The following is a 24,683-nucleotide window of genomic DNA, read 5'->3' as shown; positions in this document are numbered from 1 at the left end:
AAATGTTTAATATATATAATTCTTTATTATCTTTGAACTTTCAGATGTCGTGGCAGAGTGTTACACCTTGATCTCCACCTCAACGCCAGAGGGCAACTCGAGCTTCATCAGTGCGTCCACAGTCTTGCCCGTAGCACTGTAGATGTCGATAAGGCGCTTGTAGTCCGAGAGCTGGAACTGCTCGCGCGACTTCTTGTTGACGAATGTAGAACGGTTGACGGTGTAGATGCGCTTGTGGGTGGGCAAGGGGATGGGACCGCTCACGATAGCATCCGTAGCCTTCACTGCCTTCACAATCTGCTCTGCCGACTTGTCCACCAGCTGGTGGTCATAGCTTTTCAGCTTGATACGAATTTTCTGACTCATGTCTTTTACTTTTGTTTGATTGTTGTCGTATATATAATAAGAAAGGTATGCTGCTTAAGAGTCGTTCGCTAAGCAGCACCTTTCCTATCTTCCTGTTTACTTCTTCAGCTCCTCAAGAACGGCATCGGCCAGATTCTGGGACAGCGGGGCGTGATGGTCATACTCCATCGAGCTGGTGGCACGGCCGGAAGTTATGGTACGCAGAGCCGTCACGTAACCGAACATCTCTGCCAAGGGAACCATAGCTTTCACGATGCGTGCACCGCTACGAGCCTCGTCCATGCCCTGTACCATACCGCGACGCTTGTTCAGGTCGCCAATTACGTCACCCATATTCTCCTCGGGTGTCACCACCTCTACCTTCATGATAGGCTCCATGAGCACAGGAGCAGCTTTCGGACAAACGTTCTTGAAAGCAGCGTGGGCTGCGAGCTCGAACGAGAGCTGGTCTGAGTCCACGGGGTGGAAGCTGCCGTCCACGAGGGTCACTTTCATACCTGTCATGGGGAAGCCACCGAGCACACCGTTCTTCAGGCAGTCGGTGAAGCCTTTCTGAACAGCAGGGATGAACTCCTTGGGCACGTTTCCACCTTTCACCTCGTTGACGAACTGCAGGTCACCCTCAGTGTAGTCCTCGTCCTTCGGACCCACATTGACAATGATATCAGCAAACTTACCACGGCCACCCGACTGCTTCTTGTAAACCTCACGCCAGCCTTCAACCGTCTTGGTGATGGCTTCCTTATAGTTCACCTGGGGTTTGCCCTGGTTGCATTCCACCTTGAACTCACGCTTCAGACGATCGATAATGATGTCAAGGTGAAGTTCACCCATACCCGAGATAATGGTCTGGCCACTCTGCTCGTCGGTATGCACGGTGAAAGTCGGATCCTCTTCGGCCAGTTTGGCCAGACCGTTGTCCAGCTTGGCCACGTCGGCCTGGCTCTTCGGCTCCACGGCAATAGAAATCACAGTGTCGGGAAAAGTCATGGACTCCAGCACGATGGGATGGTTCTCATCGCAGAGGGTATCGCCGGTGCGGATGTCCTTGAAGCCTACGCCTGCGCCGATGTCGCCGGCATCAATGCTCTCCATGGGAATCTCCTGATGAGAGTTCATCTGGAACAGGCGGCTGATGCGCTCGCGCTTGCTCGTGCGGGGATTGTAGACATAAGAGCCGGCAACCACCTTGCCGGAATAGACGCGGAAGTAAACCAGACGGCCCATGAACGGGTCGGTGGCAATCTTGAACGCAAGAGCGGCCGTGGGCTCAGCCTCGTCCGGCTTGCGATCTTCCTCCTCGTCGGTCGAGGGGTTGGTACCCACGATGTTCGGCGTGTCCAAGGGAGAGGGCAGGAAAGCGCAGACATAGTCGAGCAGGGGCTGCACGCCCTTGTTCTTATAGGAAGAACCGAGCAGCACAGGGCAGCACTCCATGGCCACGCAACCCTTGCGGATGGCGGCAATCAGCTCCTCCTCGGTGATGGCCTCGGGGGCTTCCAGATACTTCTCCATCAGGTCGTCGTCGAAGTTGGCAGCACCGTCGAGCAACTTCTCACGCCACTCCTCGGCCTCGTCGGTCAAGTCGGCGGGAATATCTTCCACGCTGTATTCGGCACCCATGGTCTCGTCGTGCCACAGGATGGCTTTCATTTTAATCAGGTCAACAACACCCTTGAAGTTCTCCTCCGCACCGATAGGAATCTGGACGGCGATAGGATTGGCACCCAGAATTTCCTTCATCTGGCGAACGGTCTCGAAGAAGTCGGCGCCCGAACGGTCCATCTTGTTCACGTAGCCGATACGCGGCACGTTGTACTTGTCGGCCTGGCGCCACACCGTCTCACTCTGGGGCTGCACGCCGTCAGCAGCAGAATAAGTGGCCACGGCACCGTCGAGCACACGCAGCGAACGCTCCACCTCGGCCGTGAAGTCCACGTGTCCCGGAGTGTCGATCAGGTTAATCTTATATGAGTGGCCGTTCCAGTTCCAGTTGCAGGTTGTTGCAGCAGACGTGATTGTGATGCCACGCTCCTGCTCTTGGGCCATCCAGTCCATTGTGGCTGCACCATCGTGTACCTCGCCAATCTTGTGCGTCTTGCCCGTATAGAACAGGATACGCTCAGAAGTCGTTGTCTTACCGGCATCAATATGAGCCATAATACCGATGTTGCGAGTCAAATGTAAATCGCGATTTGCCATTTTCTTATTATCCTTTGTGTGTTGTTAGTTAGAACCTGAAGTGAGCGAATGCGCGGTTAGCCTCTGCCATGCGGTGCATGTCCTCCTTACGCTTGAAAGCACCGCCCTGGTTGTTGTAGGCATCCACAATCTCGGCCGCCAGTTTGTCGGCCATGCTCTTGCCACCCCGCTTGCGGGCGAAAGCGATCATATTCTTCATCGACACGCTCTCCTTGCGGTCGGGACGAATCTCGGTCGGCACCTGGAACGTGGCGCCACCGATACGGCGACTCTTCACCTCCACCTGCGGAGTGATGTTGTCAAGGGCCTGCTTCCATACCTCCAGCGGAGCCTTCTCTTCCTTGGCAGTCTTGTCCTTCACAATGTCAAGGGCCTTGTAGAAGATTTCGTACGAAACATTCTTCTTGCCATCATACATCAGATGATTAACGAACTTGGAGACCTTCCGGTCATTGAACACGGGATCCGGAAGGACCACACGCTTCTTGGGTTTTGCTTTTCTCATGATTATAATAAATATATTCTGCTTGGGGCTGTCATTTCTGTTCTTCAACGTCCACACCTGGGCATTTACTCAACCTGGTCTAACTTCTCCAGCAAAACAAAAATAAATCGGATTTCCTAAAAATAGGCCTTGAGCCCTTGGCCTTGAGCATTGCTCTCGGCCCTCGGCTCTCGGCGTTGATTCTTACTTCTTGGCTTTCGGCCGCTTGGCCCCGTACTTTGAACGGCGCTGTGTGCGGTTGGCCACACCGGCAGTATCCAGCGTGCCACGCACGATGTGATAGCGCACACCGGGAAGGTCTTTCACGCGACCGCCACGCACCAGCACGATGGAGTGCTCCTGCAGGTTGTGTCCCTCTCCGGGAATGTAGGAGTTCACTTCCTTCTGATTGGTCAAACGAACACGGGCAACCTTACGCATTGCCGAGTTAGGCTTCTTCGGGGTGGTGGTGTAAACACGGACACAAACGCCACGGCGCTGGGGACATCCGTCCAAAGCCGGCGACTTGCTCTTGTCTTCAAGCACCCTTCTGCCCTTACGTACTAATTGTTGAATAGTAGGCATAATTTTACTTTTTTAAATTATATATTTATTTTATTCGTAATCAACGTCTTACGGATGGGGCTCCGACAACCCCCTGTACCACGCGGGTACAATAAACCGTTTCGGGGTGCAAAGGTACAAAGATTATCGCAAAATGCCTACTTAACAAGAGAACAAAAAGTGTCCACGGGATGTGAATTTTGGATTTTTAACTATCGTTCTAACTTATTACAGATTATGCAGCCCCGAAATCTTACTTCAGTTCACCAAGCAAATCTCCAAAAACTGATGTGGCTCAACACATGGAATCTCCGAAAAAACAAAATCTTTGGTATTTCGGCTGACTATTACATCAGCTTTACAACGTTTGGCCGACACGTACTGCATACCATCTTCAAAGTCGCTAAATGATGATGCTAAGGCTTCTTCTATCGTGCGTTCATCAATCACAACAGCACGACACCAGCCCATAAACTTTAGTATAACGCGCTTGACAATGGAAAGATCATTATTATAATGCTTCTCAAGAATATAGCTTGCTGCGGCAAAAGACATGGAGGCGACATACAACCTTATCTTTTTATGCTTTGCCAAACTTACGATAATGGCAGCCTCTTCAAAGAATGGCTCACGATGTGCCAAGTAGTCTATCAGCACATTCGTATCCAGAAACACCCTTTTCATTGGTATTTCTCCACTATATAACGTCTGTATGCTTCCTGTTCATTCAGGTCGGGCCCGCCCTTCACACCAATCACAGCCGACATAACTTCAGGATCAACTACGAGATCTTTACGAGATATGCCACTCCTGCCAAGCATCCCCATGCTGCGATTCACGTAAGCACTGATTTTCCGAATCAGCTCCGCGTCGTCTATTTCACTGATGGTCTGCAAAAGCGAACTCTTCATTTCCAAAGCCGTCATGTCTTTCCTCCTATTATTATATAAGCTGTTTGCAAATATAGAACTTTTTATTCATTCCTGCAAGTTTAGGACAGGAGAATAAGAAAATGCCGCAACAAATGTTGCGGCATTTCGTTATATTTTGTTTTTCTGTCCCTATCAAGCGTTCCCCGTGCCGAAAGGCGCGATGGTATCGCCCTGGGGCATCTGGGGAGCCTGGGGGAGTTTGATTTCGCCGAACTCCTTTTCGTAGCGGCCAATGTTCTCCTGCAGGGCGAAGAGCAGACGCTTGGTGTGCTCGGGTGCCATGATGACACGGCTGAAAATCTGGGGAGGAGCGATGGGAAGCATGTGGGCAAAGTCGATCACGAACTCGCTGGACGAGTGGTTAATCATGGCCAGGTTGCTGTATTCGCCCTGGGCCACCTCGGGTTTCAACTCTATTTTTACCTGCTGGTTAATGTTTTCTTCTGCCATAATTCAATAAGTTTGTTATAAAGGTTTAATAATATTGTTGTATCTGCAAAGGTAGGGAAAAGATTCGTCCCGGCCAAATTTTGCCCTCGCTTTTTGCGTGCGGACACCGCCATGACAGGTTGGCGCCCCTGCGACAACGGCGCAACGGCATGGCCGTTACGCCGTAAACGCCGCGCGATTACACCGTCATCGCACCGCGAAAAAGCCGCAAACGCAGGGCGGTAAACCTACAATCGCCAGCCCACGTTCAGATAGAACGCCGTGGGGCGGGGCCACGAGCGGTCGCCATCGGCCGTCAGAATGGGTACAAAGCCCGACTCCGCGCCCAGCGTGGCCTGGAAACGGCGGTACTCATAGGTCGCCTCCAATCCCACCCCCACGTCGCAACGGCGAAAGCAATAGTCGGAACCGAACGACCGGTACGACCGCCCCTCGTGGGTCACCTCGCCGCCCACACCCACGCCCACATAGGGCCCCATGGCCAGCTTGAGGGCATGACGCTCGTTGAAAGGCAGGTGCATGTACACGTTCAGCGGCACTTCCACATAGTTCATCCGGGCTGTGGTGTTGTTGGGGTCGCCGTCGTCCCATGGCACCTTACCGCCCTTCATGACATAACGCAGGGCGGGCTGCAAGCCGAAGAGGCTGCGGCGGAAAGGAATTTCCAGGCCCACCTCGGCCATGGCGCCGGCAAGGGAGCCCGACTCCGTGCGTTCCTTGCCCATCAGACTGGCCACGGCGAGGCCGCCGCGAACATAGACGTGCACGCCGGGCTCCAGATAGTCGAGGGCCTCCTCACGCCAGGAATAACCCGAAGGACGCTCCGCCCTGTCGAACACGCGCTGGGCGTCAGCGCAGAGCACAGCCAGCAACAGACTGGCTGTCAACAGTATTTTCCTCATGTTTCTCGATGGTTTTCAGTTGGTTCAACGGGAGCCGCCAGAGCCCCGTGCCGGAGAGCACGTAGAGCGTCTGGCCTTGCAGATACATCGACTGCACGGGCACGTCCACGTGGGCAATGGCCCTGCCGTCGGCATGGACGAGCCAGAAGTCGCTGTTGCCCCTGTCGTCCTCCGCCGACACCACCACCACGTCGTCCACGCGGCACCGCTGCCGGTAGACGTTGCGGGCCAGATAGTCGTCGGTTATCTGCAGCTGACGGTCCACCACGAGCAGTTTGCCTTTGGCCGTCACCACGATGCAGCGGTTGTCGTCGTAGTGGAGCGGCGTGAGCCGTTCGTCGTTCCGGCGGAAAGTGTAGAGGGTGTCGTTGGGCATGTTCACCAGTTCGCCGTAGGCCTCCACGTTCCAAGGCCGGATGTGCACCACGGAGTCGGCGGACTGCTGAAAGGCCAGTCCGTCGTTGAACATCAGGAAAGCCCCGTCGCGGGTGAGGGCCGATCCCACCACCATGTCCTTGTCCATCGACAGCCAGGTGATGCCCAGCGGCTCGCCTGTATCGGCCCGGAACGAGGCCATGAACGGCCGTCCGCACGGCTTCATCAGGGTGCCGCCGGCCAGGGCAAACCCGTAGTTGACCATCATGATGGTGTCGCCGCGGCCCGTAATCTCGGCCGCACCCACCGTCTTGGGCGGGAACTCATAGCTCCACAGCTCGCGGGCTGAGGCGTCGAGACAGCGCAGGCGGCGGCGGTCGGACACATAATAGCGCTGCCCCCGCCGGTACACGTTGGAACAGGTGTGCGACATCACGTCCGCATTGACATAGGGCACGTAGCCACAGTAGACCCCGCCCGTCAGGCCGCACACCACTCCACCGGCCAGTCCGGCCACCAAACCCTTGAGCAACATGTTGCCCGTGCGGATGTATCCGGTGCGTGCCTCGCACACGCGCACGCTGCCCGTGAGCGGGTTGATGAAGTTCACGTCGTCGGCCACGACGAGCATCATCGTGTCGTTCACCGTCTGGCAGTCGTCCCATCCCCAGTTGGTGGCGTGGGACACCTTGCGTTCCCAGAGCTGTTCGCCCGTGCTTAGCCGCACGGCCCGCAGCTTGGACGACGAGCTCGAAGCGTAGCCCAGCATGAGGTCGAGCGAGTCGACCACGGCCACGGGAAAGATTCTCGCCGTCCAGCGCACGGTCTGTCCGTCGCCGCTGTCGAGCATGGTGTACTTCCGGCCGTCGGTCATGAGCACGCCATGACTTGTAAGGCGGGAGTCGCCGGCCGAGGAGACGAGCCTGCGCTCATAGCCCTGCGCCCCCACGGGCACCGAGCGCAGTCGGTAGTCGAAGCCGCGGCTCCACAGCATGCTGCGGCTGTCAAAGTCGTAGAGGCCCATCTCGCCCGTGGGCTGCCACTGCCCGTTGCTCAACGGGTAGCGGAAGAAGAGCAACGCCCTCCGGCCGTCGGCCGAGGGCGAAACCATGTAGCAAGGCTTGCGAAAATCGGTGTAGGGAACCTCCACGGCAGTGCCGTCGGGGCGTGTGGCCAGGCTGCGCAGCGTGTCGGCGGCAGTGGCGCGGGCCGCCGCCGCAAAGGCTGTCAGGACGGCCAGCAGGGTCAAGGCTGTTGTTCTTGGGTACATGATGCTTGTCAATAGGGTTGCCGGTGCCGCGCGCTGTCCGCACATGGCAGACCCGCCGCAGCGTTTCCGGCAGGACGGTTGGCTGCAAAAGTATAAACTTTTTCGGCTCCGTCCAAGCGTTTGGCGGATATTTTCCGTAACTTTGCGGCATCAACTTATTGCTCATTCAACAATCAAGACAAGTATGAATTTAACCAAATGGCTATCGGCCGCCTCTTTGTCGGCCCTCCTGCTGTTCTGTCCCGCCACAGTCCAGGCGGCTGCACGCCCGGGCGACTTCACAACTGGCAAGGGCACATTCCTGCTCAACGGCAAACCTTTCGTGGTCAAGGCCGCCGAGGTGCACTACCCCCGCATTCCCCGCCCCTACTGGGAACAGCGCATCAAGATGTGCAAGGCCCTGGGCATGAACACCCTGTGCCTCTACGTGTTCTGGAACATCCACGAGCAGCGGGAGGGGCAGTTCGACTTCACGGGGCAGAACGACGTGGCCGCTTTCTGCCGGCTGGCCCAGCAGAACGGCATGTATGTCATCGTGCGACCCGGCCCCTATGTGTGTGCCGAGTGGGAAATGGGCGGACTGCCCTGGTGGCTTCTGAAGAAGAAGGACATCCGGCTGCGCGAGCAAGATCCCTACTTCATGGAGCGCGTGGAGCTGTTCGAGCAGAAAGTGGCCGAGCAACTGGCCCCGCTCACCATCCGGCGCGGCGGCCCCATCATCATGGTACAGGTGGAAAACGAATACGGATCGTATGGTGAGGACAAGGCCTACGTGTCGCAGATAAGGGATGTGTTGCGCCGCTATTGGTCTCTCTCCCCTACCGGTGAGGGCCGGGGAGAGGCTGCTTCTCCCCTCATGTTCCAGTGCGACTGGTCGAGCAACTTCACGCGCAACGGCCTCGACGACCTGGTGTGGACCATGAACTTCGGCACGGGCGCCAACATCAACGACCAGTTCCGACGCCTCGGCGAGCTGCGTCCCGACGCTCCGAAGATGTGCTCCGAGTTCTGGAGCGGCTGGTTCGACAAGTGGGGCGCACGCCACGAGACGCGTCCGGCCCGCGACATGGTGGCCGGCATCGATGAGATGCTGTCCAAGGGCATCTCCTTTTCACTCTATATGACCCACGGCGGAACCTCGTTCGGGCACTGGGCCGGCGCCAATTCGCCGGGCTTCGCCCCCGACGTGACCTCCTACGATTACGACGCGCCCATCAACGAGTACGGCCAGGCCACGCCGAAATTCTGGGAGTTGCGCAAGACGATGGAGAAATACAACGACGGCCGCAAGCTGCCCGCCGTACCCAAGGCCGCCGCGCCCTTGGTGAGCTTCCCCAAGGTGACGCTCCAGCCAGCCCTGACGCTGCGCCACTTTGCCACGCGCACGGTGAAGAGCCTCGACGTGAAGAGCTTCGAGGAGATGGGCATGGGCTGGGGCTCGGCTTTCTATTCCACCACCCTGCCCGAGGTTCCGCAGCCCAGCCTGCTCACGCTGAACGATGCGCACGACTTTGCCCAAGTATTCATCAACCGCGAGTACATCGGCAAGATAGACCGCGTAAAGAATGAGAAGACACTCATGCTGCCCGCCGTGAAAGCCGGCGACAAGCTCACCATCCTCGTGGAGGCCATGGGGCGCATCAACTTCGGGCGCGCCATCAAGGACTACAAAGGCATCACCCAGAATGTCACCATCAGCACCGAGGCCGACGGGCACGAGCTCAGCTACGACCTGAAGAACTGGACCATCGACCTGGTGCCCGACGATCCCGACACTATCGCAGCCCGCTCCATCCTACCCTATAATGACATGGGCTTCTTCACCGACGTGAAGCATGGCACGAGCTACCCCGGCGTACACATCGGCACTTTCAACCTCCGGAAAGTAGGCGACACCTTTATTAATATGGAAAACTTCGGCAAGGGACAGGTCTATGTCAACGGCCACGCCCTCGGCCGCTTCTGGCGCATCGGCCCGCAACAGACGCTCTACTGCCCCGGCTGCTGGCTGCGCAAGGGCCGGAACGAGATTATTGTGCTCGACGTAGTGGGCACCGACAACCCTACACTCTGGGGACAGGACCATCCCGAACTGGACAAGCTGCAGCTGGAAAAGAGCAACAAGCACAACAATCCCGGCGACCGGCCCGACTTGAACTCCCGGACTCCGGCCTTTGCCGGCAGCACCAAGGGCGGCAACGGCTGGCAGACCGTCACGTTTGACAAGCCTGCCACGGGCCGCTGGCTGGCCATCGAGATTGCGGGCAACCACGACGGCAAGGACGCCACGGCCATTGCCGAGCTCTATCTGCAGGATGCGGCCGGCAAGCGCATCAGCCGCGAGCCCTGGACCGTGAAGTATGCCGACAGCGAGAACGAGGTGGGCAACCACACGGGCGACAAGGTCTTCGACCTACAGGAGTCCACCTACTGGCAGACCACGACCGGCACAGGCTTCCCCCACCTGCTCGTCATCGACCTGGGCAGCCGGCAGACCATTTCCGCCCTCGACTATCTGCCCCGCGCCGAACAGGGTGCCCCGGGCAGCGCCAAGGACATCAAGGTGTTTGTGTATTGAGCCGTATCAAGCCTACCGCCTTGTAGGGGGCAACTACAAAAACAACAAGGGCTGCATGGCTGCGCTTGGCGCGCAGGGTGCAGCCCTTGTCATGTTCTATAAGTAACTCCTAATCCTCCCAAGGATTATAGTTGGCTGGGAGGAAGAAGCCACCGTCATCCCAACGATCGAATGAGCCACGCTTGGCGTTGAAGTCGTCGTCGCTAATCTCGTCGTCCGTCACGGGAGTGCTCACCCAATCCATCACGCCCTCTTCATAATCCACGCAGATTATCTCGGCCAGAGGCTGTATATATTGCTTTTTCATGTCTGTACTTGTTTACTTGATAACTATTTTCCTGCCGTTGCGAATGTAGATGCCACGCTGCGGCTGCTCCACATGCGCACCGTTCAGGTTGTAATAAGCTGCGTCGCCGTCGGCTGCTTCGGCCGTCGTTGGCCCGTCGATGCCCGTGGGCAAACTCTCGCCCTCCATCAGGAAAACGATGCTCTTGGCACCAGCCGGGATAGCCGAATTGGCTATCTTCAGATAGGCCTTGAACCACGTCACATGGTTGCCGGCAGTAGCAACCTTTTTGAACACGCCCGACTTGGACAATCCGAACAGCGTGTAGCCGCCCTCATTCTTCAGCTCCGTATCTTCTACGGTACCCAGCATGTAATCGGTGTAACCCGTCTTGTCGATGGCTGGATGGTCTTGCACCTCTTTCATCTGGCACCAAGAGGTCACACTGGTGGTGCCCTTGCTCACCAACAGCACCGGCTGATAGGCGGGCACTGTAAAGTCGTCCACGCTGCGCGACCACACATAGGCCGTGCCGTCGTGCAGGTGACTCTGCGTCAGATTTTCGTCCAGCTTCAACGTCAGGTAGGGCTTCAGATCGGCAACCGTGTTGTACACTACGTCAAACGGATAGCAGGCCGAGGCCCGCTTGCCCAGTGTCTTGGCCGGAATCTGCCAGCCCAAGCTCAGCGTGTGGCCGCTCACGTTCCATGCTGTTTTATAGTCTTGGAGCTTCGACTGCTTGACATACACTTTCAGGTCGACGTTGTTATTGAACGGATAATTGGCCGGGAGGTTATAAATGGTGGAGCTCAGCGGGGCGGGCACGTCTCCCACGAAGTAGAGTTCTTTCAGCGTGGGGGCTTTAAAAGCATCCAGACCGATGTTGTTGATGTCGGCCAGCACGGTAATCATCTTCACATTGGGGGTCGAAGCCTCGAAAGCATGGTCGAGTACGGCGGCCACCTCGTAGGTCTTCGTTGGCCATTGCACGCCAAATTTATCTTTATAAGCCGTCTCTGTAGCGCGGGTGCCGATGATGGCCGAGGTACGCGGCGTATAGAAGCTCACTACACCCACGGCCCCGTCCGACGTGGGGAAGAATTCCACGCCGCGGTCATAGCCCTTGGCACTGACAAACGAGGGATGCACCTCCTTGAAGGTGTTACGGTAATTGCGCACCGTAGCTTCGTTGGGCGAAGCCTCATACCACTTCTTGCGCACGTAGATGGTCACTTTCTTGGGGTCGGGTGAACTGAATAGAATACCTGCCGTGAGCGTGGGCACATTATCGGTACCCATGAAGCTGAGCGACGTCAGGTTGTCGCACAGGGCAAAGGCACGGGTCTTGATCTCGGTCACACTGCGCGGAATGGTCACGTTGGTGATTTTCTTGCTGCTGTAGAAAGCATACGGTCCGATAGCCTTGAAATAAGGCAGCGAAGTGTATCTGGAGTCGGCCTTGCCGGCAGGGAAGGTCACGAGCGTGTCCTTGTTATTGGAACAGAGTATGCCGTCCACGGCAGAATACTTGGTGTTGGCGGCATCCACCTCGAACTTTTTCATCTTCTCTGTGAAGTTGAAGGCACCCGTTTCAATCTTGGTCACATTCTTGGGAATAGTGATTGTCTGCAGCTCCTTGCAGTTGTCGAAAGCCTGTTTCTTGATGGTGGTCACACTGGCGGGCAGCGTGATGGCCGTGATGCCGCTGTTGCCGAATGCGCCCTCGCCGATAACCTTGATGCTGGCAGGCTGTTTAAAGGTAACGGTCTTCAGGGCGGGCGTGTTCACGAAAGCTCCTTTGTAAATGTCTGTCACGCCAGATGGAATCTCAAAACTCTCCAACTTGGGATCGTCGGCAAAGGCATTCTCGCCGATACTCTTCACGCTGTTGGTGCCTTGGAAGACAAAAGTCTTCAGTTCGGGCATCCCATCGAAGCCCAGCTGTTCGATCTTCTCCAGCTTGGAGCTGCTGGCAATGCGAATGTGGGCTATTTTCGTGTCGTAGAACACACGGCCTTGCATATCCTTTACACTGGCAGGAATGGTGATGGTGCCCGCGAGTTTTGACCCCGAGAAAGCCGAATTCATGATGGTTTCAAGCCCAGGGTTTGTGCCGAAATCAATGGCAGCAATCTGACTGAAGCGGAAACTTTCTCTGCCCACCGACTTTAAGGAAGATGGAAAGGTTATCTTCGTGAGTTTTGATCCATAGAAAGCCTTATTTTCTACAGAGACTGTTCCATTATGAATGGTATATTCTCCTCTCTTGCCCGTAGGACAGACTACAAGCTTCGTTTTGTTCTTGGAATAGATCATGTCGTCCTGCGCGCTGTAGGTGCCATTGTTACCAGACACTGTAAACTTCACCAGCTTGCTGCAGTACAGGAACGCACCGGGCACTATATTATTGACTTGGCGGCCGATATGCACCGATTCCAAGCCATTGGTCCAGTTGAAAGCTTCTTCCTTGATGGTCTTGGCATTCATCAGATCCACTGTCTTGAGATAATCCTCGGTCTGGCAGAAAGCCTGACTTCCCACTTGCTCGACGGCAGTTGGCAGGGTGTACTTGCCGTTCGAGAGCTTATTCTTGTCATAGCGGGGCGGGAAAGCGATGAGCCTTTTCCCGTCTCTTGAGCAGAGCACGCCATTAACAGCCTTAAAAGCCTGGTTGCCGGAATGCACCTCGAAGCTACTTCCCACGGCATAGAACGAGGCATTCATCGATTCGTCTATCGTGGTGAGTGATTTAGGGAGCTTCACCTTGTTCACCTTGCGGCACACCTTGAAAGCAGTCGTGGCAAGTGTGGTGATGCCCTCGTCGATGTCCACGTCGCCCGCAATACCCGAGGGGAACGACACCAGCGTCTTCTGGTTCTTGCTAAGAAGCCAGCCCTTGGAGTTGTGGGTAAAGTCGTTGTTGCCGCTCTTCACCTCATATCTCGTAAATGCCGGGCAGTTTTCAAAGCAGCTGTGTCCTATCTCCTTGAAGCTTTTCGGGAGGATCACTTTGGTCACGCCGTCGGCAAAGCGGTAGCAGCCGTTGCCCATCTTCTCGTAGCCCTCCGAAAAGGTCAGGCTGGTAATGGTCTTGCTACAGTCGGTCCAGCCCACCGACTCCGTAACCTTGTAGGTTTCGTCGCTCTGCGGATGCTTGACCGTTGAGGGAACTGTCACGGCACCCGAGCCGCCAATATAGCTGACGGCCACCCGGTTGTCCGTGTGGTGTACCAAGTCGTTGTTGGTAATGGTGTACACGATTTCGTTCACTGTGAAACCGGAACCCACGGCCTGAGCGAAAGCGCATGTCGCTGTCGCCATGAAAACCAACAGCAAGAGAAAGTGTTTGGTGTGTTTCATCTCTTTTTGTACTTACATTATTATTACTTGTTTCTATGATTGATTGCTCCTACATTTTCATCAAACGACACACAACGATTCCCTTCCTGAACACTGGTGGGTGCTCAGAATACCGCAAAGAAAGCCCTAAGAAGTGCAACGAAAGCCCGCGCCTCAGAAAGACTAGTTGAGAGAGAGTTGTGTGTGTGTGTGTGTGTGTGTGTGTGTGTGTTAAGAAAATATCCGAACCCGCCAAACATTCACCGTTAAAAGGTGTAAAACCTTTCAAAGATTTTTGCACAACAGGGAAAAGGGCCCGATGTCTCATATTAACTAACACTGACTACAGATTTGAATAATTGATAATTTGGGTGCAAAAGTAGGAAAAAAGTCGCATACGGCAAAGCAGGGACATCGCTTTAACTATGCTTAACCCTATTTAATGAAAAAAATCTTGCAGTCACAGAGATAACGATGACGCGTCGAAAGTCCCATTGTAGTGACTTTTGGCACGTCATTGTTTGAGTATAAAGGCCCGGCGGGACTATTCGTCCTCCTCGGACTCATCGTCCCAGATGCTGGAGGGCTTAGCGCCGACACCATCAGAAGTGGAGATGGGGGTGGAGCTGACATTCACCTGCGAAGACGGCTGGCCGGGGTCGAACGAGGCGGCGAGCATGGACTGCTCGGCGGCCATCTCTTTCACGCTGATACGGGGACTGATATATGACTTTTTCATTGCTCTGTATGGTTTAATGATGAATAAATGTTCGGTTTGCAACGGGCTTACTTCACGATGAACTTCTTGCCGCCCTTGATGACGATGCCCTTGTAGGCGGAATCCACCTGTTGGCCGGAGAGGTTGTAGACAGACTCTTCGCCGGCATGCGCCTTGGCCTGTACCTTGTCGAGGCCCGTGGTCTGGCCAAAGTCAACGGTCAGCTTGGCACCGGCCGCAGCAGCGATGTAGGCCTTGTTGGCGGGAATCTCCACATCGGCGGCCACCTTGGCAAAGCTCTGCTCACCCTTGACGAGGGCGTACTCGGCACCCGAAGCCTTGACGGCAACGGCAGCCGTGGCCTTGAGTTGGTTGGCCGAGAAATCGGCCACGGCCTCGCCACCAAAGGCCAGCGTCTTCTCGCCAGCCTCGGCACTGTATAGAATCACACCCGTGTTGGCCGGAACCACCTTGCCCTCGACCTTGACCAGCGTCACGCTGTTCTCGTCGATGGCCGTGGCGATGTAAATGGTCACGTCCTCAGGAACGGTCACTGCCTGGGCATTGCTGTAGGAAGCGAGCTTGGAAGCGGCAGGAATGGCGACCGTGGGAGCGGGCGTCTTGGCCAGGACCACATAGTCCATATAGACATTGGAGTTGTACTCCGTCGTGTTGTTCAGCACCAAGGAGCAGCCGGCAGGAATGACGATGCCCTCGGCGGTCATCACGCCGCTGCTGCGCGCAGCCCCCACGAGGCTCAGACCCGTTTCGGAAAGGTTGCCCTCGGCATCACGCGTGCAAATCTGGATGGTGCCGTCCGTGGAGTTCTGGTTCATGTAGGGCACGGCCAGGCTGTACACGCCCGCCGACTCAAATGCCGGTGTGCAGCAATAGGAATGGGCTCCCAGACGGGCGGCAGAGCCCGCAGAATACTTGGCATCGTTCAGGGTGGCCACGGGAGCTCCGGCCGACCATGTCAGGGCAGAGCTCTCCACAAAGCATGCGATGTCTGCCTTTTCCGAATAAGCCACGGTCTTGTCCACCTCGCCCGAAACCGCCATGCTGTAGCTCGTTTCGTCGCATGCGTACCACTCGCCGTCGTGCTGCACATACTTGCTCCAGGCCACGGTGACGGCATCGTCGCCCTCGGTATAGCTGCCCGATGCTATGATGTCGCCAAAGCTGTTCTTGACAACGTAGGGAGAAACTTTGGGCAGACGGAGCTCCACGTTCAGCACGTTCTCGCCCTCGGCCAGCACCAAAGAGGTAGCGGCATCGTCGACGGCATAATATTTCTGCTCGCCTATCACCACGGGATTCTCGGCCGTCACCGTTGCTCCAACGGCGGCAGTGCCGTCCACATGGTTCAGCGTGGCGCCATTGTAGTTGTAGTTGATGGTATAGTTCACGGTCGTGACGCTCTGCGTCCGCTCGCTCACCAAGATGCTGCGCAGCGAATTGTTGCTCGTAACCGTGCGTCCGCCACGCGTAAAGCCGATGCCCACCACGGTATAGCTGCCGTCGGGCTTGCTGAGCGTGCCGGCATCCGACTTACCCGACGTGGACGCAATGGCATAGTCGATGGCTCCCGTGGCTTGATTGACGGTGACGTTCACTTTCCACCAGTAGTTGGAGCGGGTCTCCGCAGACAGGTGGGGCAGCTTGGTGAGATTGGCCGCAACGCCGTCATCGCCAAGAGCAATGTACGCGGCCTTATCCTGGCCGCGCGACTCAATCTTGACGTCGCCCAGCTGCAGGAAGTTCCTGTTGCCCGAGCGGCCTGTCGAAGCTCCGGGAGCCCACACGGCCTCGAACGTCAGGATGGAATTGGCCGTAGGCGCAATGGTCACGGTGGAAGAGCCACTGCCGTTTTTGGGAGAGGTGTACTTGATGGCCTTGCCCTCCTCGGCCCAGGTCTCCAAACCGTCCGAGCTGCTGATGGCCCCAACCTCTTCGGTCGTGAGCGTGCTGCCCTCGCTGGTTGTCCATGTCTCGGTCTCAAGTGCAGTGCCCGTGGGTGTGCCATAATCCAGAAGCACCGTTTGGGCAAACGACGAAGCGCTTAGCGTCAGGCCCGCAGCCACGAGCAGACTTTTCATGTAAATCTTTCTCATTTTGTTTAAGTTTTAGTTATGATTAGGGTTAATTCTCCATTCTGGTTTGCAAAGCAACGGAATGCTTTCATTTTGTTGCCTTTTTCATATATTCCGTAAATGTTTTGTAGATTGTGGTTTGTCCGCAAAGATAAGTAAAAGGAGGCAAACACAAAAGCGCATGCCTCCATTTTGGCAAAAAACGAATGGGAATACCAAAAAACAAAGTACAATCCATCTCTTAAGAGTGGACAAACGAACGCGATTACATTTACTGTCCCCCTACCAATTTCTCACACCTGATGGCGCGCCCATCGGGGGTGATGCCCTCGGCATATACCCGTATTTCCCTGCAAGTTGAGTTGTTATAGAACTCCACGGTTGCATTGCCCTCTGCATCTGTAGTCACTTGGGGATTCCAATAAAGTGTTCTGCGATTATCTTCCAAGGGATGATTCTCGGAATAGTCCGGAACAACAAAAGAGCGAGGATAGTCATAGCCATGTATTTTGGTATAACGAACGTCGGGGCTTTTATTGACGAAAGGAATTTTATTTTCCTCGTAGGGAATGACACACCAAATCATGGAGGGCACACGTTCACCTTGTTTGAACATGCCATGGTATGTCGCCCACTGAGTTCCATCCATATTATTATTGCGACCTTGCGTCTCGGCTGGCCTGTTGGCATAACTGAACGAATTGCAGATTTCCTTATCCGTGCGTATGACCAGCTCTTTATACTTCCCTATGAATTTAAAGAGAGGATGATCCTGCAGGGAATATTTCTTGGGAAGAGACGAGTCGCCCCCATACGGCTCATGCAGAAAGAGTAGACGAAAGGCCGTAAAAGGCAAGTGATAATGCTCAAGCACCCCCGTCACCAGACTAAAATACTCCTTCCCCGTCACGTAACTGGTTGCTGCTTCTTCGAGGTTGTCTATCTGCCACTCCATCTCTTCCAACAGGTCAATGTGCCGCAAGCTCCGATAAAGCGGCTTCCAACCGTAGTTGCGTTTTTTTTCTTTTACGACTACCTTGTCCATAAAATGTGTACTGTCATCCCATGACGTTTCAGAAGTTCCGGCATCAGGATGGCTGTGCAAAAGAAGATCATAGTCTTCTTGCCCGTACTCCTTGGGCTTGGGGCTGAACCATTTGTCTATGCGCATGGCCCGAGGCTCGTTGCGATTGTACTGACAGCGAAGCCGGGCTACCCCGTCTCCGTACACCTCTCCGAAATTATATGCAAAGCCTCCCTGCTCACTGGTGAAGCAGACATTCTGAGCTGTAACACTGTCATTGACGAAATCCATGAGTACATTTTCGTTGGCAACAGGTATGACCTTATTTTCAAGACAGGGCTCGTATGATTCCGCTTTCATCAGAGTCCCACGCAGGGAAATTCCGTATTCGGGCAGCATCATCTTGTCGGGACGTTTCTGTTCGCTGATTCGTTCCGACAAAATCCATTGCGTGTTTTGAATAAAGTCCTTGGCAATGTCCGCATGCCGATTCGTCATCACCCGCCCTGCACCATCACTTACCGACAAAGAGAATGTCTGATGGGGTTCTCCATGAAAATGCAATCTCACCCTATCGAATGGATTTACACGCGAAGGCGCACTGTCGAGAGCCATCATGACAGGTGCATTTGCTTTGGCCTCTTTCAGCAAGACTTCTCTATCCTCCTTGGTCTCTATCTCTGCCTGCGCTTTTTTGGCCTCTCTCTGCTTGCGCACTTTCTTTTTGATGTCCCATGCCGGTCTTGTCCGCTTGTTGATGACCCGGTTTTCATAGTTTCCGCCAACCACTTGGTCAAAGATGGGTATCACCCGCGAATAGTAGTTCTCCTCCCAGTTGCACATGAATCTGGTGTAAGCCCTGACCTCAAACAGCCCGGACAGCATGGCAGGATCCAACGCCATGCACCCCGAAGCTCTTCCGTCCTCAATCTTGCATACCACTGTCTTGAGCACACTTCCCTCCGGCTCGAGCAATTCCACATACAGCACCTTGCTGAGCTTAGAGGGCCGATTGGTTCTTGCATCACTGACGTAAGCTGCAAACCACATCGTCTCTCCCAAGAAGTAGGCATCCTGGTCTATATGAAGATACACTTTCTCGTTGGCCATGCCTGGAACCACGCCAAGCATGGCCAGCAAAGCCAGAAACACCGTTTTTCTCCAGCATTCGCGCAACACGCTTTGTGGCAAATGTTTTAAAACAGATATTTTACTATTATGTTTCATTGACTGGCCATTCCCATTCAGGTTTGCAAAGTAACAGGAATCTTTCATTTTATTGCCTTTTTCGTTTATTCAGTAAATGTCTTGTAGATTATAGTTTGTTTCTTAAAATGTGACATCGCACATCCAACATGGAAACAAATCATTGGCTATTATATGTATGGATGCTTGCGCCCTGCGCAGAAGGCAGATAATTGATGCCCCACCAGCACATTTGCAGCAAACAAAAAGAGAGGATGAGGATGCAAAGGGACAGGCGACGGCTATGATGGGGAATGAAACGATGGTGCATATAGAGCAGATAGGCAAACCATGTGATGGCAGCCCAAGTTTCTTTGGGATCCCATGCCCAGTAATGTCCCCACGCATCTTTGGCCCACAAAGCACCAAAAATCATGCCACACGAGAGGAATGCCCAACCTACAACCACCAAACCATCGATGGTTTTAAACGCCTCAGTGCAATTAATCCGCCCTGCCCAGCCCTGCTTTTTGGCACGATGGCCACGCCAAAGCAGCACGATGGCCATGAGCGTGGCCGCGCCAAACAGCGCATAGGCAAACATATAGACAATGACATGGGGGGCAAACCAGGCACTCTGCAACGCGGGCATCATGGCTTTCGTGTGGATTTCGGGTTTCAACAAATTGATGACAACAAACACTGTACTCATAATCGTGGAGAGCCCTACCATCCAACGATAGCGTGTGCGGGCATAAACGATGATGCCCGACAGTGCCAAGAAGAACGAATACCACAGGCGTGTTTCTCCCATGGTGCGCATGGGCGGGCGTGACAAGGTAATCCACATGAACACAATATACGTGAAAAACACGCACAAGCCAACAGCGGTCATCACCAAGGTGGGCACATATCGCTGTTTCCATGCCAAGAAAGCGCCACACACCCAACAGAAAATGGCCGACAAAGCAAAATAAGCAAACCAATCCCAAATCATAGCCAGTCCTCCCCTTTTTGACGATTCCCCAGTTGCTTTTCAAAGCGAAACAACATCAGGACAGCCCCCACGAGCAACACACCGATACCCACATAAACCACAGGCAGCCACGGTTCTTTCACCAACTGAAAAATACTCACATGGTAATTGTTGCCCATGCTGCCGTCATAACTATATTGATAAATCTTCCATCCCGCAATCGTGGCGGGCTTGTTCACTTCGATTGTGGTCTGCAGGGATTCGCCTTCTTGGGTATAAATGTCCACCTTGCTGGCATAACGCTTCGGCGTCGGCATCTTCATGAGTTCCGTCTTGCCGCTATCAACCCTTACTTTTTGCAGTTCGGCTGGATATTCTTCGAGAATAAACTGGTTGAGCTGAATGGCTATGGGCAGTTCTACCACATGGCCTTGCGCATCGACTGCGCGCCACTCGGGCGTGTCTTTCACACAATACATCTTCAGTTCCTGCACATCGGCCGCCCCCAATGTGCCGCAGAGCAGCACTACAAAGAGCCCCAAATGGCAAAGCAAGCTCGGCAGCTTGCCACCTTTGAACGTAGCGACTTGCTGCAAGGCAGCGAGTCCAACGATGGTGGTGAGCCACAAATAAGCCAACACAAAAGGCCACGACGAGAGCATTTGCGTGAGGCCCAAGGAATCGACATGAGGAACATCGCCCGTGGTTTGACGCGTGACACCCATCAAAATCGTCAGCACAACCACATAGAAAAAGGCACTGGCAGCGGCTTTTGCGGTGAGGAGAAAGCGAATGGGATAGCTCTTTTGACGAAGCAGAAAGAGCAAAACAAGGAAACAGAGATAAACAATCAATGCGACAGCATTAACAGGAAAGGCAAACAGCACCCACCGAATTCCTCCCGTGGCAAGCTGAAGGAGCAGGCCGGTAACGACAAGACCAAGGCCGATGAACAGCCCTTCACGAAAGGTCCATGGTTGAGTCCACATTGGCGTTTTGTTCATAGGGTATCGCTCTCCAAACAAAAATATGAATTGCGGCAGAAAGTAGTGCGTCTTTGTATCAACACGTACCATTTATATAGGAATATGGCACAACTCGCTGATCCACTTCTACGGCAACGGTCAAGATTGTTTTGTTATAGTAAACTCCGCTGCTAAAGTTTGTAGAGCTAACATAACCCTGCGTGCTTCAGTCAGCGGAATTAATTTAAACCTATTAATATAAAGAGAAATATTATATAGGCTGGGTGATAAATCGCTTGTTTTCTTTGGCCTTTTTTACCCATTGGGGCACGACGGTGTCAAGGAAGCGCTCTTTCTTATCATGTAAAGCCTTCGGGTCAAGACCAATATAGCGCTGTGCTTTCTCCTTGGTAGATACGTCTGGGATAGGAATTTGCCCGGTAAATCCATGTTTGGCTACCACACGTGTTATCTCTACCTGTGCATCCTTGGCATAGTTCATGGCATTGGCCAATAGCCGCATTACCTCTTGGGGTGCATGGAATGCTGCACCGTGGCTGGCCAACGAGTAGTCCCAACGCCACTGTGCCTTGCGAATATCACTAAGGGCCTTAGCCATCTCCTTCTCTGCGGCGCCATGCTTCCAGGCAAACTCGGCCTGCAAATGGCTCAGTGCCAGCTCGCGGTTCACTTTCACTGCGAAGTCGTAAACTTTCTTCTGGCGGTCGTAAACATTCTGCCGAAGCGTCTCGGCATCCTGGCGATGGCAGGTCTGGCATGTGCGATCAATCTTGGCCAATGGACTCTGCACATGGTGATCGGTGAATTTGATGCCACCCTGCTGCATGTAAGGCATGTGGCAGTCGGCGCAACTCAATCCGCGCTGCCCATGAATGCCTTGCTTGAAAAGTTCGTAACCGGGATGCTGTGCCTTAAGGATTTTAGCCTTTGACAGCGGGTGGATGTAGTCATAGAAGCCGATGCTGTCATAATAAGCCTCGGCAGCCTCACAGGTGAGTCCTTTGTCTTGCGGAAACTTGAGATACTGATGGTTGTCTTTTTCAAAATAATACTCGGTGTGGCATTGCGCGCAAACCAACGACCGCATCTCTTGATGGCTGGCCTTGGTTACATCTTTCCCTGCACGTTTCCAAGCCTCATAGAGTGCCGGACGTGCAGGCTTCAAATCCATTGTGCGTGCATCGTGGCAGTCTGAGCAACCCACGGTATTCATCACTTCGGGTCCCCAGTCGCTCCATTTTGCACCATAGAAAGCAGCCAATCCTTTCTCACGCATGAGCCTTGGCACATCAGGGCCCTTGCAAGTCCAGCAGGTTCCGGGCTGAATGTCGCCCTCGCCATCAATGCCGGGGTTGCCTGTACGCAAGATTCTGCGTAAATCTTCGATGGCATGTCGGTGGCCTCGTGGCGTGTTATAGCCTCTTGAGAAAGCATACCCCGCCCAAATAATCACGATGTCGGGATAGGCTTCAAGAATATCCCGTTCCTGCGAGCTGTTATACATGCTCCTGAAAGTCGTGTCTTCGGTTTGCGCCCAAGTCTCATATTCATGCGGGAAGTCGTCTTTAAACTTCTCGTTTTGGGCGACTATCGAGTCGGTCATCGGCGTGCGTCGGTTGTTAAATACACTGGCAACCTCTGCCCTGCGCTCCAAAAGCGAGAAGCACACAAGGCCCAACACAAACACAATCACCATGGAACCGCCAAAGAGCATCCATCCTTTCCATTTGCCTAATTGCTTTGCCATATTCTTTGGATTTAAAATTTTGCAATATTGTTGTTGAATTGAATCCTAATGCCCCAAGGCCTTTTGCAACCACTCCGGCACAGGGTTTGGTGGGAGCGGCACTTGGCTTTCGGCATTTGGAGTCTTGGCCAATCCGTTCATTCCACCATGAGGTACATTGCGATGACAGTCCCAACAAGCCAAGCCTTCGCCACGTTTAGCCTGCATATAAGTGATGCGCCCGGTCTTGACAAACTCCTGATTGAGCTGCGCATGACACCGGATGCAGTTGTCCATGATGACATTGGCCGATCCGCTTTCAGCCATAATGGCCTGACTTTCGGAATTGGTCACAAAATAAGCCACATGCTTCATCCCATCCATCCCCTTGAAGAAATACTTCTTGAAGATGTTCTGATGGGGCACGTGGCAATCATTACAGGTGGCATCCCGTCCATGTGACGAATGTGCCCATGTGGCATAATAGGGCGACATGATATGGCAATTCACACAAGCTCCCGGATCGTCACCCGCAACATAGGTGTGCAAACGCAACATATAGGCAAACAACAAACCCAAGCCCATTATCATTCCGCCCACGACAACTCCTGTAACCTTCTGCCGATAGGTTAGCGTTATTTTCCAATGCAACAGCTTACGTAAATTCATATGTTTGATGAATAGATGTGTTGCAAAATTAACCATTTTCAAGAAACAACATGTCACGAAATTAGAAAAGCTCCTCATTTGTGAGGAGCTTTATACTTTTTCTACTTCACGCCGCCCGGCTTGCCGGCCCCGGCCACGTAGTCGACCTTGGCCAGCCGGTCGCCGTCGATCTTCACCCAGACGAAGTTGTCGGCGTTGCCGTTCAGGTAGAGCAGGTAGAGCTTCGTGCCGTCGAGCAGCTTGGCCGTGTGGCCGGCATACGAGAGCGTGCCGGCGGCGAGGCCCTGCGCCGTCTCGAAAGCGGGGATGAGGCGGGCGAGCTGCCCCTTGGCCGACGAGGGGCCGGGAGCCGGCTTCTTGCCGGAGGCCAGCACTTCCTGCTTGTAGCGGGTGATGAGCTCGTTCATGAAGTCGATGAACGCGTCGTAGTCGGGCGTGGCGCTGAGCAGGGCCAGTGCGTTCACCGTCTTGACCACCATGCGGTAGGTCTCGTCCGTGGCCGTGCGGGCCTTTCGCAGGGCGCCGAGCACCTGCTCGGCCTTGTGCTCGGTGCGCTCCACCAGCAGGCTCTCCACCTTGGCGTTGGCCGCTTTTAGGGCGGTGATGTAGGGTGTCAGCCCGAGCTTCGTCACCTGCGCCGCGTATTTTTTCTCACAGTCCTGCACCAGGTTGGTGATGAGACCCGTCTCGCGCTCCAGCTGCATGTCGGGGTCTATCCTGTAGTCTTTCAGGTCTTGTAACAGCTCCTTGGCGGCCTTGGCCATGTCGGGCACGGGCATGTTCAGGAATCCTTTCACCGCCGCGCGGTAGCCCGAGAAGAGCGTGTCGCGCTCGCGGTCGGCAGTAGCGATGTCGTCGGTGAGCAGGCTCTTCTGCGAGAGGGCCAGGCAGCGGTCCTCCTCCTTGATGGCAGCCAGAAAGGCTTCGACCGCTTTCTTGGCCAGGTTGTTGTTGACAATGACATCCTCTTGCTCCACACGCGTGCCCACAGTCTTGACGAACTGGAAATGCGCGCCGTTGTTCATTCTCACCAATTCAATGCTTGCAATTTCTTTCATTTTCTCAGTAGTTTAAGTTATACATTCACCGGCGTTTGCCGATGCTTTCTTCCATTTGTCCGACGTGTCCCTTGTTGTGCCCACGAAAGCCTCTAACCATTCTTTTGGCGTTTAGTGGGGCCCACGAAAGCCTCCCGACTATTCCTTTGGCGTTTAGTGGGGCCCACGAAAGCCTCCCGACTATTCTTTTGGCGTTTAGTGGGGCCCACGAAGGCTTCCCGACCATTCCTTTGGCGTTTAGTGGGGCCCACGAAGGCCTCCCGGACATTCCTTTGGCGTTTAGTGGGGCCCACGAAGGCTTCCCGGACATTCCTTTGGCGTTTAGTGGGGCCCACGAAGGCTTCCCGGACATTCCTTTGGCGTTTAGTGGGCCCCACAAAGGCCTCCCGGCATCTTCCTACACGGTGTTGCGGAACCGCACGCACGCAAGCGGCATCGACACGGCAAATATAGCAAAAAATGTTTGCTTTTCCCCGCATGCTGAAAGAAAAATCGGGTTT

General features: G+C 54.4%; 20 protein-coding genes. 1 reads left to right on the top strand and 19 read right to left on the bottom strand.

The annotated features are described in order from the left end of the window. Positions 1-60: 60 nt before the first annotated feature. From rpsJ to PREDE_RS01155, 9 genes are all read right to left on the bottom strand, one after another. Positions 61-366: a 30S ribosomal protein S10 gene (rpsJ, locus tag PREDE_RS01195; RefSeq protein WP_005844150.1), complete on the bottom strand. Its 306-nt coding sequence runs from the start codon at positions 364-366 to the stop codon at positions 61-63. A gap of 96 nt (positions 367-462) precedes the next feature. After that, the gene (gene fusA / locus PREDE_RS01190; RefSeq protein ID WP_005844152.1) at positions 463-2,568 is read right to left on the bottom strand and encodes an elongation factor G; all 2,106 of its coding nucleotides are present in this window, start codon (positions 2,566-2,568) and stop codon (positions 463-465) included. Positions 2,569-2,596: 28 nt separating this feature from the next. Further along, positions 2,597-3,073: a 30S ribosomal protein S7 gene (gene rpsG / locus PREDE_RS01185; protein ID WP_015298354.1), complete on the bottom strand. Its 477-nt coding sequence runs from the start codon at positions 3,071-3,073 to the stop codon at positions 2,597-2,599. A gap of 183 nt (positions 3,074-3,256) precedes the next feature. Next, on the bottom strand, positions 3,257-3,637 hold the full coding sequence (rpsL, locus tag PREDE_RS01180; protein WP_005844156.1) for a 30S ribosomal protein S12: 381 nt from the start codon (positions 3,635-3,637) through the stop codon (positions 3,257-3,259). 237 nt (positions 3,638-3,874) lie between these two features. Further along, the gene (locus PREDE_RS01175; protein WP_005844158.1) at positions 3,875-4,300 is read right to left on the bottom strand and encodes a type II toxin-antitoxin system VapC family toxin; all 426 of its coding nucleotides are present in this window, start codon (positions 4,298-4,300) and stop codon (positions 3,875-3,877) included. Beyond that, entirely contained in the window at positions 4,297-4,542 is a 246-nt protein-coding gene (locus PREDE_RS01170) for a hypothetical protein (protein WP_005844160.1), read from the bottom strand. Before PREDE_RS01170 ends, PREDE_RS01175 begins: the two co-directional genes overlap by 4 nt. A 138-nt stretch (positions 4,543-4,680) precedes the next feature. Next, positions 4,681-4,998, bottom strand: a complete 318-nt coding sequence (locus PREDE_RS01165) for a DUF3467 domain-containing protein (protein WP_005844164.1) — start codon at positions 4,996-4,998, stop codon at positions 4,681-4,683. Between the two features lie 227 nt (positions 4,999-5,225). Then, on the bottom strand, positions 5,226-5,900 hold the full coding sequence (locus tag PREDE_RS01160) for a porin family protein (RefSeq protein ID WP_015298353.1): 675 nt from the start codon (positions 5,898-5,900) through the stop codon (positions 5,226-5,228). After that, positions 5,848-7,545: an outer membrane protein assembly factor BamB family protein gene (locus tag PREDE_RS01155; RefSeq protein ID WP_005844170.1), complete on the bottom strand. Its 1,698-nt coding sequence runs from the start codon at positions 7,543-7,545 to the stop codon at positions 5,848-5,850. Before PREDE_RS01155 ends, PREDE_RS01160 begins: the two co-directional genes overlap by 53 nt. 184 nt (positions 7,546-7,729) lie before the next feature. Between PREDE_RS01155 and PREDE_RS01150 the strand changes: the two genes are divergently transcribed. Next, a complete protein-coding gene (locus PREDE_RS01150) occupies positions 7,730-10,123 on the top strand; it encodes a beta-galactosidase (protein WP_015298351.1) in 2,394 nt (797 codons plus the stop codon). Positions 10,124-10,232: 109 nt separating this feature from the next. Here PREDE_RS01150 and PREDE_RS01145 read toward each other — a convergent pair whose 3' ends face one another. From PREDE_RS01145 to PREDE_RS01100, 10 genes are all read right to left on the bottom strand, one after another. Beyond that, positions 10,233-10,430: a hypothetical protein gene (locus PREDE_RS01145; RefSeq protein WP_005844175.1), complete on the bottom strand. Its 198-nt coding sequence runs from the start codon at positions 10,428-10,430 to the stop codon at positions 10,233-10,235. A 12-nt stretch (positions 10,431-10,442) separates the two neighbouring features. Next, on the bottom strand, positions 10,443-13,769 hold the full coding sequence (locus tag PREDE_RS01140) for a leucine-rich repeat domain-containing protein (RefSeq protein ID WP_005844177.1): 3,327 nt from the start codon (positions 13,767-13,769) through the stop codon (positions 10,443-10,445). Between the two features lie 523 nt (positions 13,770-14,292). Continuing rightward, positions 14,293-14,487: a hypothetical protein gene (locus PREDE_RS01135; protein WP_005844179.1), complete on the bottom strand. Its 195-nt coding sequence runs from the start codon at positions 14,485-14,487 to the stop codon at positions 14,293-14,295. A 47-nt stretch (positions 14,488-14,534) separates the two neighbouring features. Next, positions 14,535-16,580, bottom strand: coding sequence for a hypothetical protein (locus PREDE_RS01130; RefSeq protein ID WP_005844180.1), 2,046 nt, complete (start codon positions 16,578-16,580; stop codon positions 14,535-14,537). Between the two features lie 250 nt (positions 16,581-16,830). Next, positions 16,831-18,858 carry a hypothetical protein gene (locus PREDE_RS01125; protein WP_005844185.1) on the bottom strand — a complete coding sequence of 676 codons (2,028 nt, stop codon included), beginning with the start codon at positions 18,856-18,858 and terminating at the stop codon, positions 16,831-16,833. A 91-nt stretch (positions 18,859-18,949) separates the two neighbouring features. Further along, positions 18,950-19,765 carry a cytochrome c biogenesis protein CcsA gene (gene ccsA, locus PREDE_RS01120; protein WP_005844187.1) on the bottom strand — a complete coding sequence of 272 codons (816 nt, stop codon included), beginning with the start codon at positions 19,763-19,765 and terminating at the stop codon, positions 18,950-18,952. Beyond that, complete coding sequence (locus tag PREDE_RS01115; protein WP_407635995.1) at positions 19,762-20,748, bottom strand: cytochrome c biogenesis protein ResB; 987 nt, start codon at positions 20,746-20,748, stop codon at positions 19,762-19,764. The genes ccsA and PREDE_RS01115 overlap by 4 nt, the downstream gene beginning before the upstream one ends. 232 nt (positions 20,749-20,980) lie before the next feature. After that, entirely contained in the window at positions 20,981-22,477 is a 1,497-nt protein-coding gene (gene nrfA / locus PREDE_RS01110; RefSeq protein WP_005844191.1) for an ammonia-forming cytochrome c nitrite reductase, read from the bottom strand. Positions 22,478-22,522: 45 nt separating this feature from the next. Further along, the gene (gene nrfH / locus PREDE_RS01105) at positions 22,523-23,125 is read right to left on the bottom strand and encodes a cytochrome c nitrite reductase small subunit (RefSeq protein WP_015298349.1); all 603 of its coding nucleotides are present in this window, start codon (positions 23,123-23,125) and stop codon (positions 22,523-22,525) included. Between the two features lie 101 nt (positions 23,126-23,226). Further along, entirely contained in the window at positions 23,227-24,183 is a 957-nt protein-coding gene (locus PREDE_RS01100) for a DUF6261 family protein (protein ID WP_005844194.1), read from the bottom strand. Positions 24,184-24,683 lie beyond the last annotated feature (500 nt).

The organism is Prevotella dentalis DSM 3688 (assembly GCF_000242335.1).
GTDB classification, from domain to species: domain Bacteria; phylum Bacteroidota; class Bacteroidia; order Bacteroidales; family Bacteroidaceae; genus Prevotella; species Prevotella seregens.
Note: the sequence above shows the minus strand (reverse complement) of the source record. Positions and strands in the feature narration are given on the sequence as shown.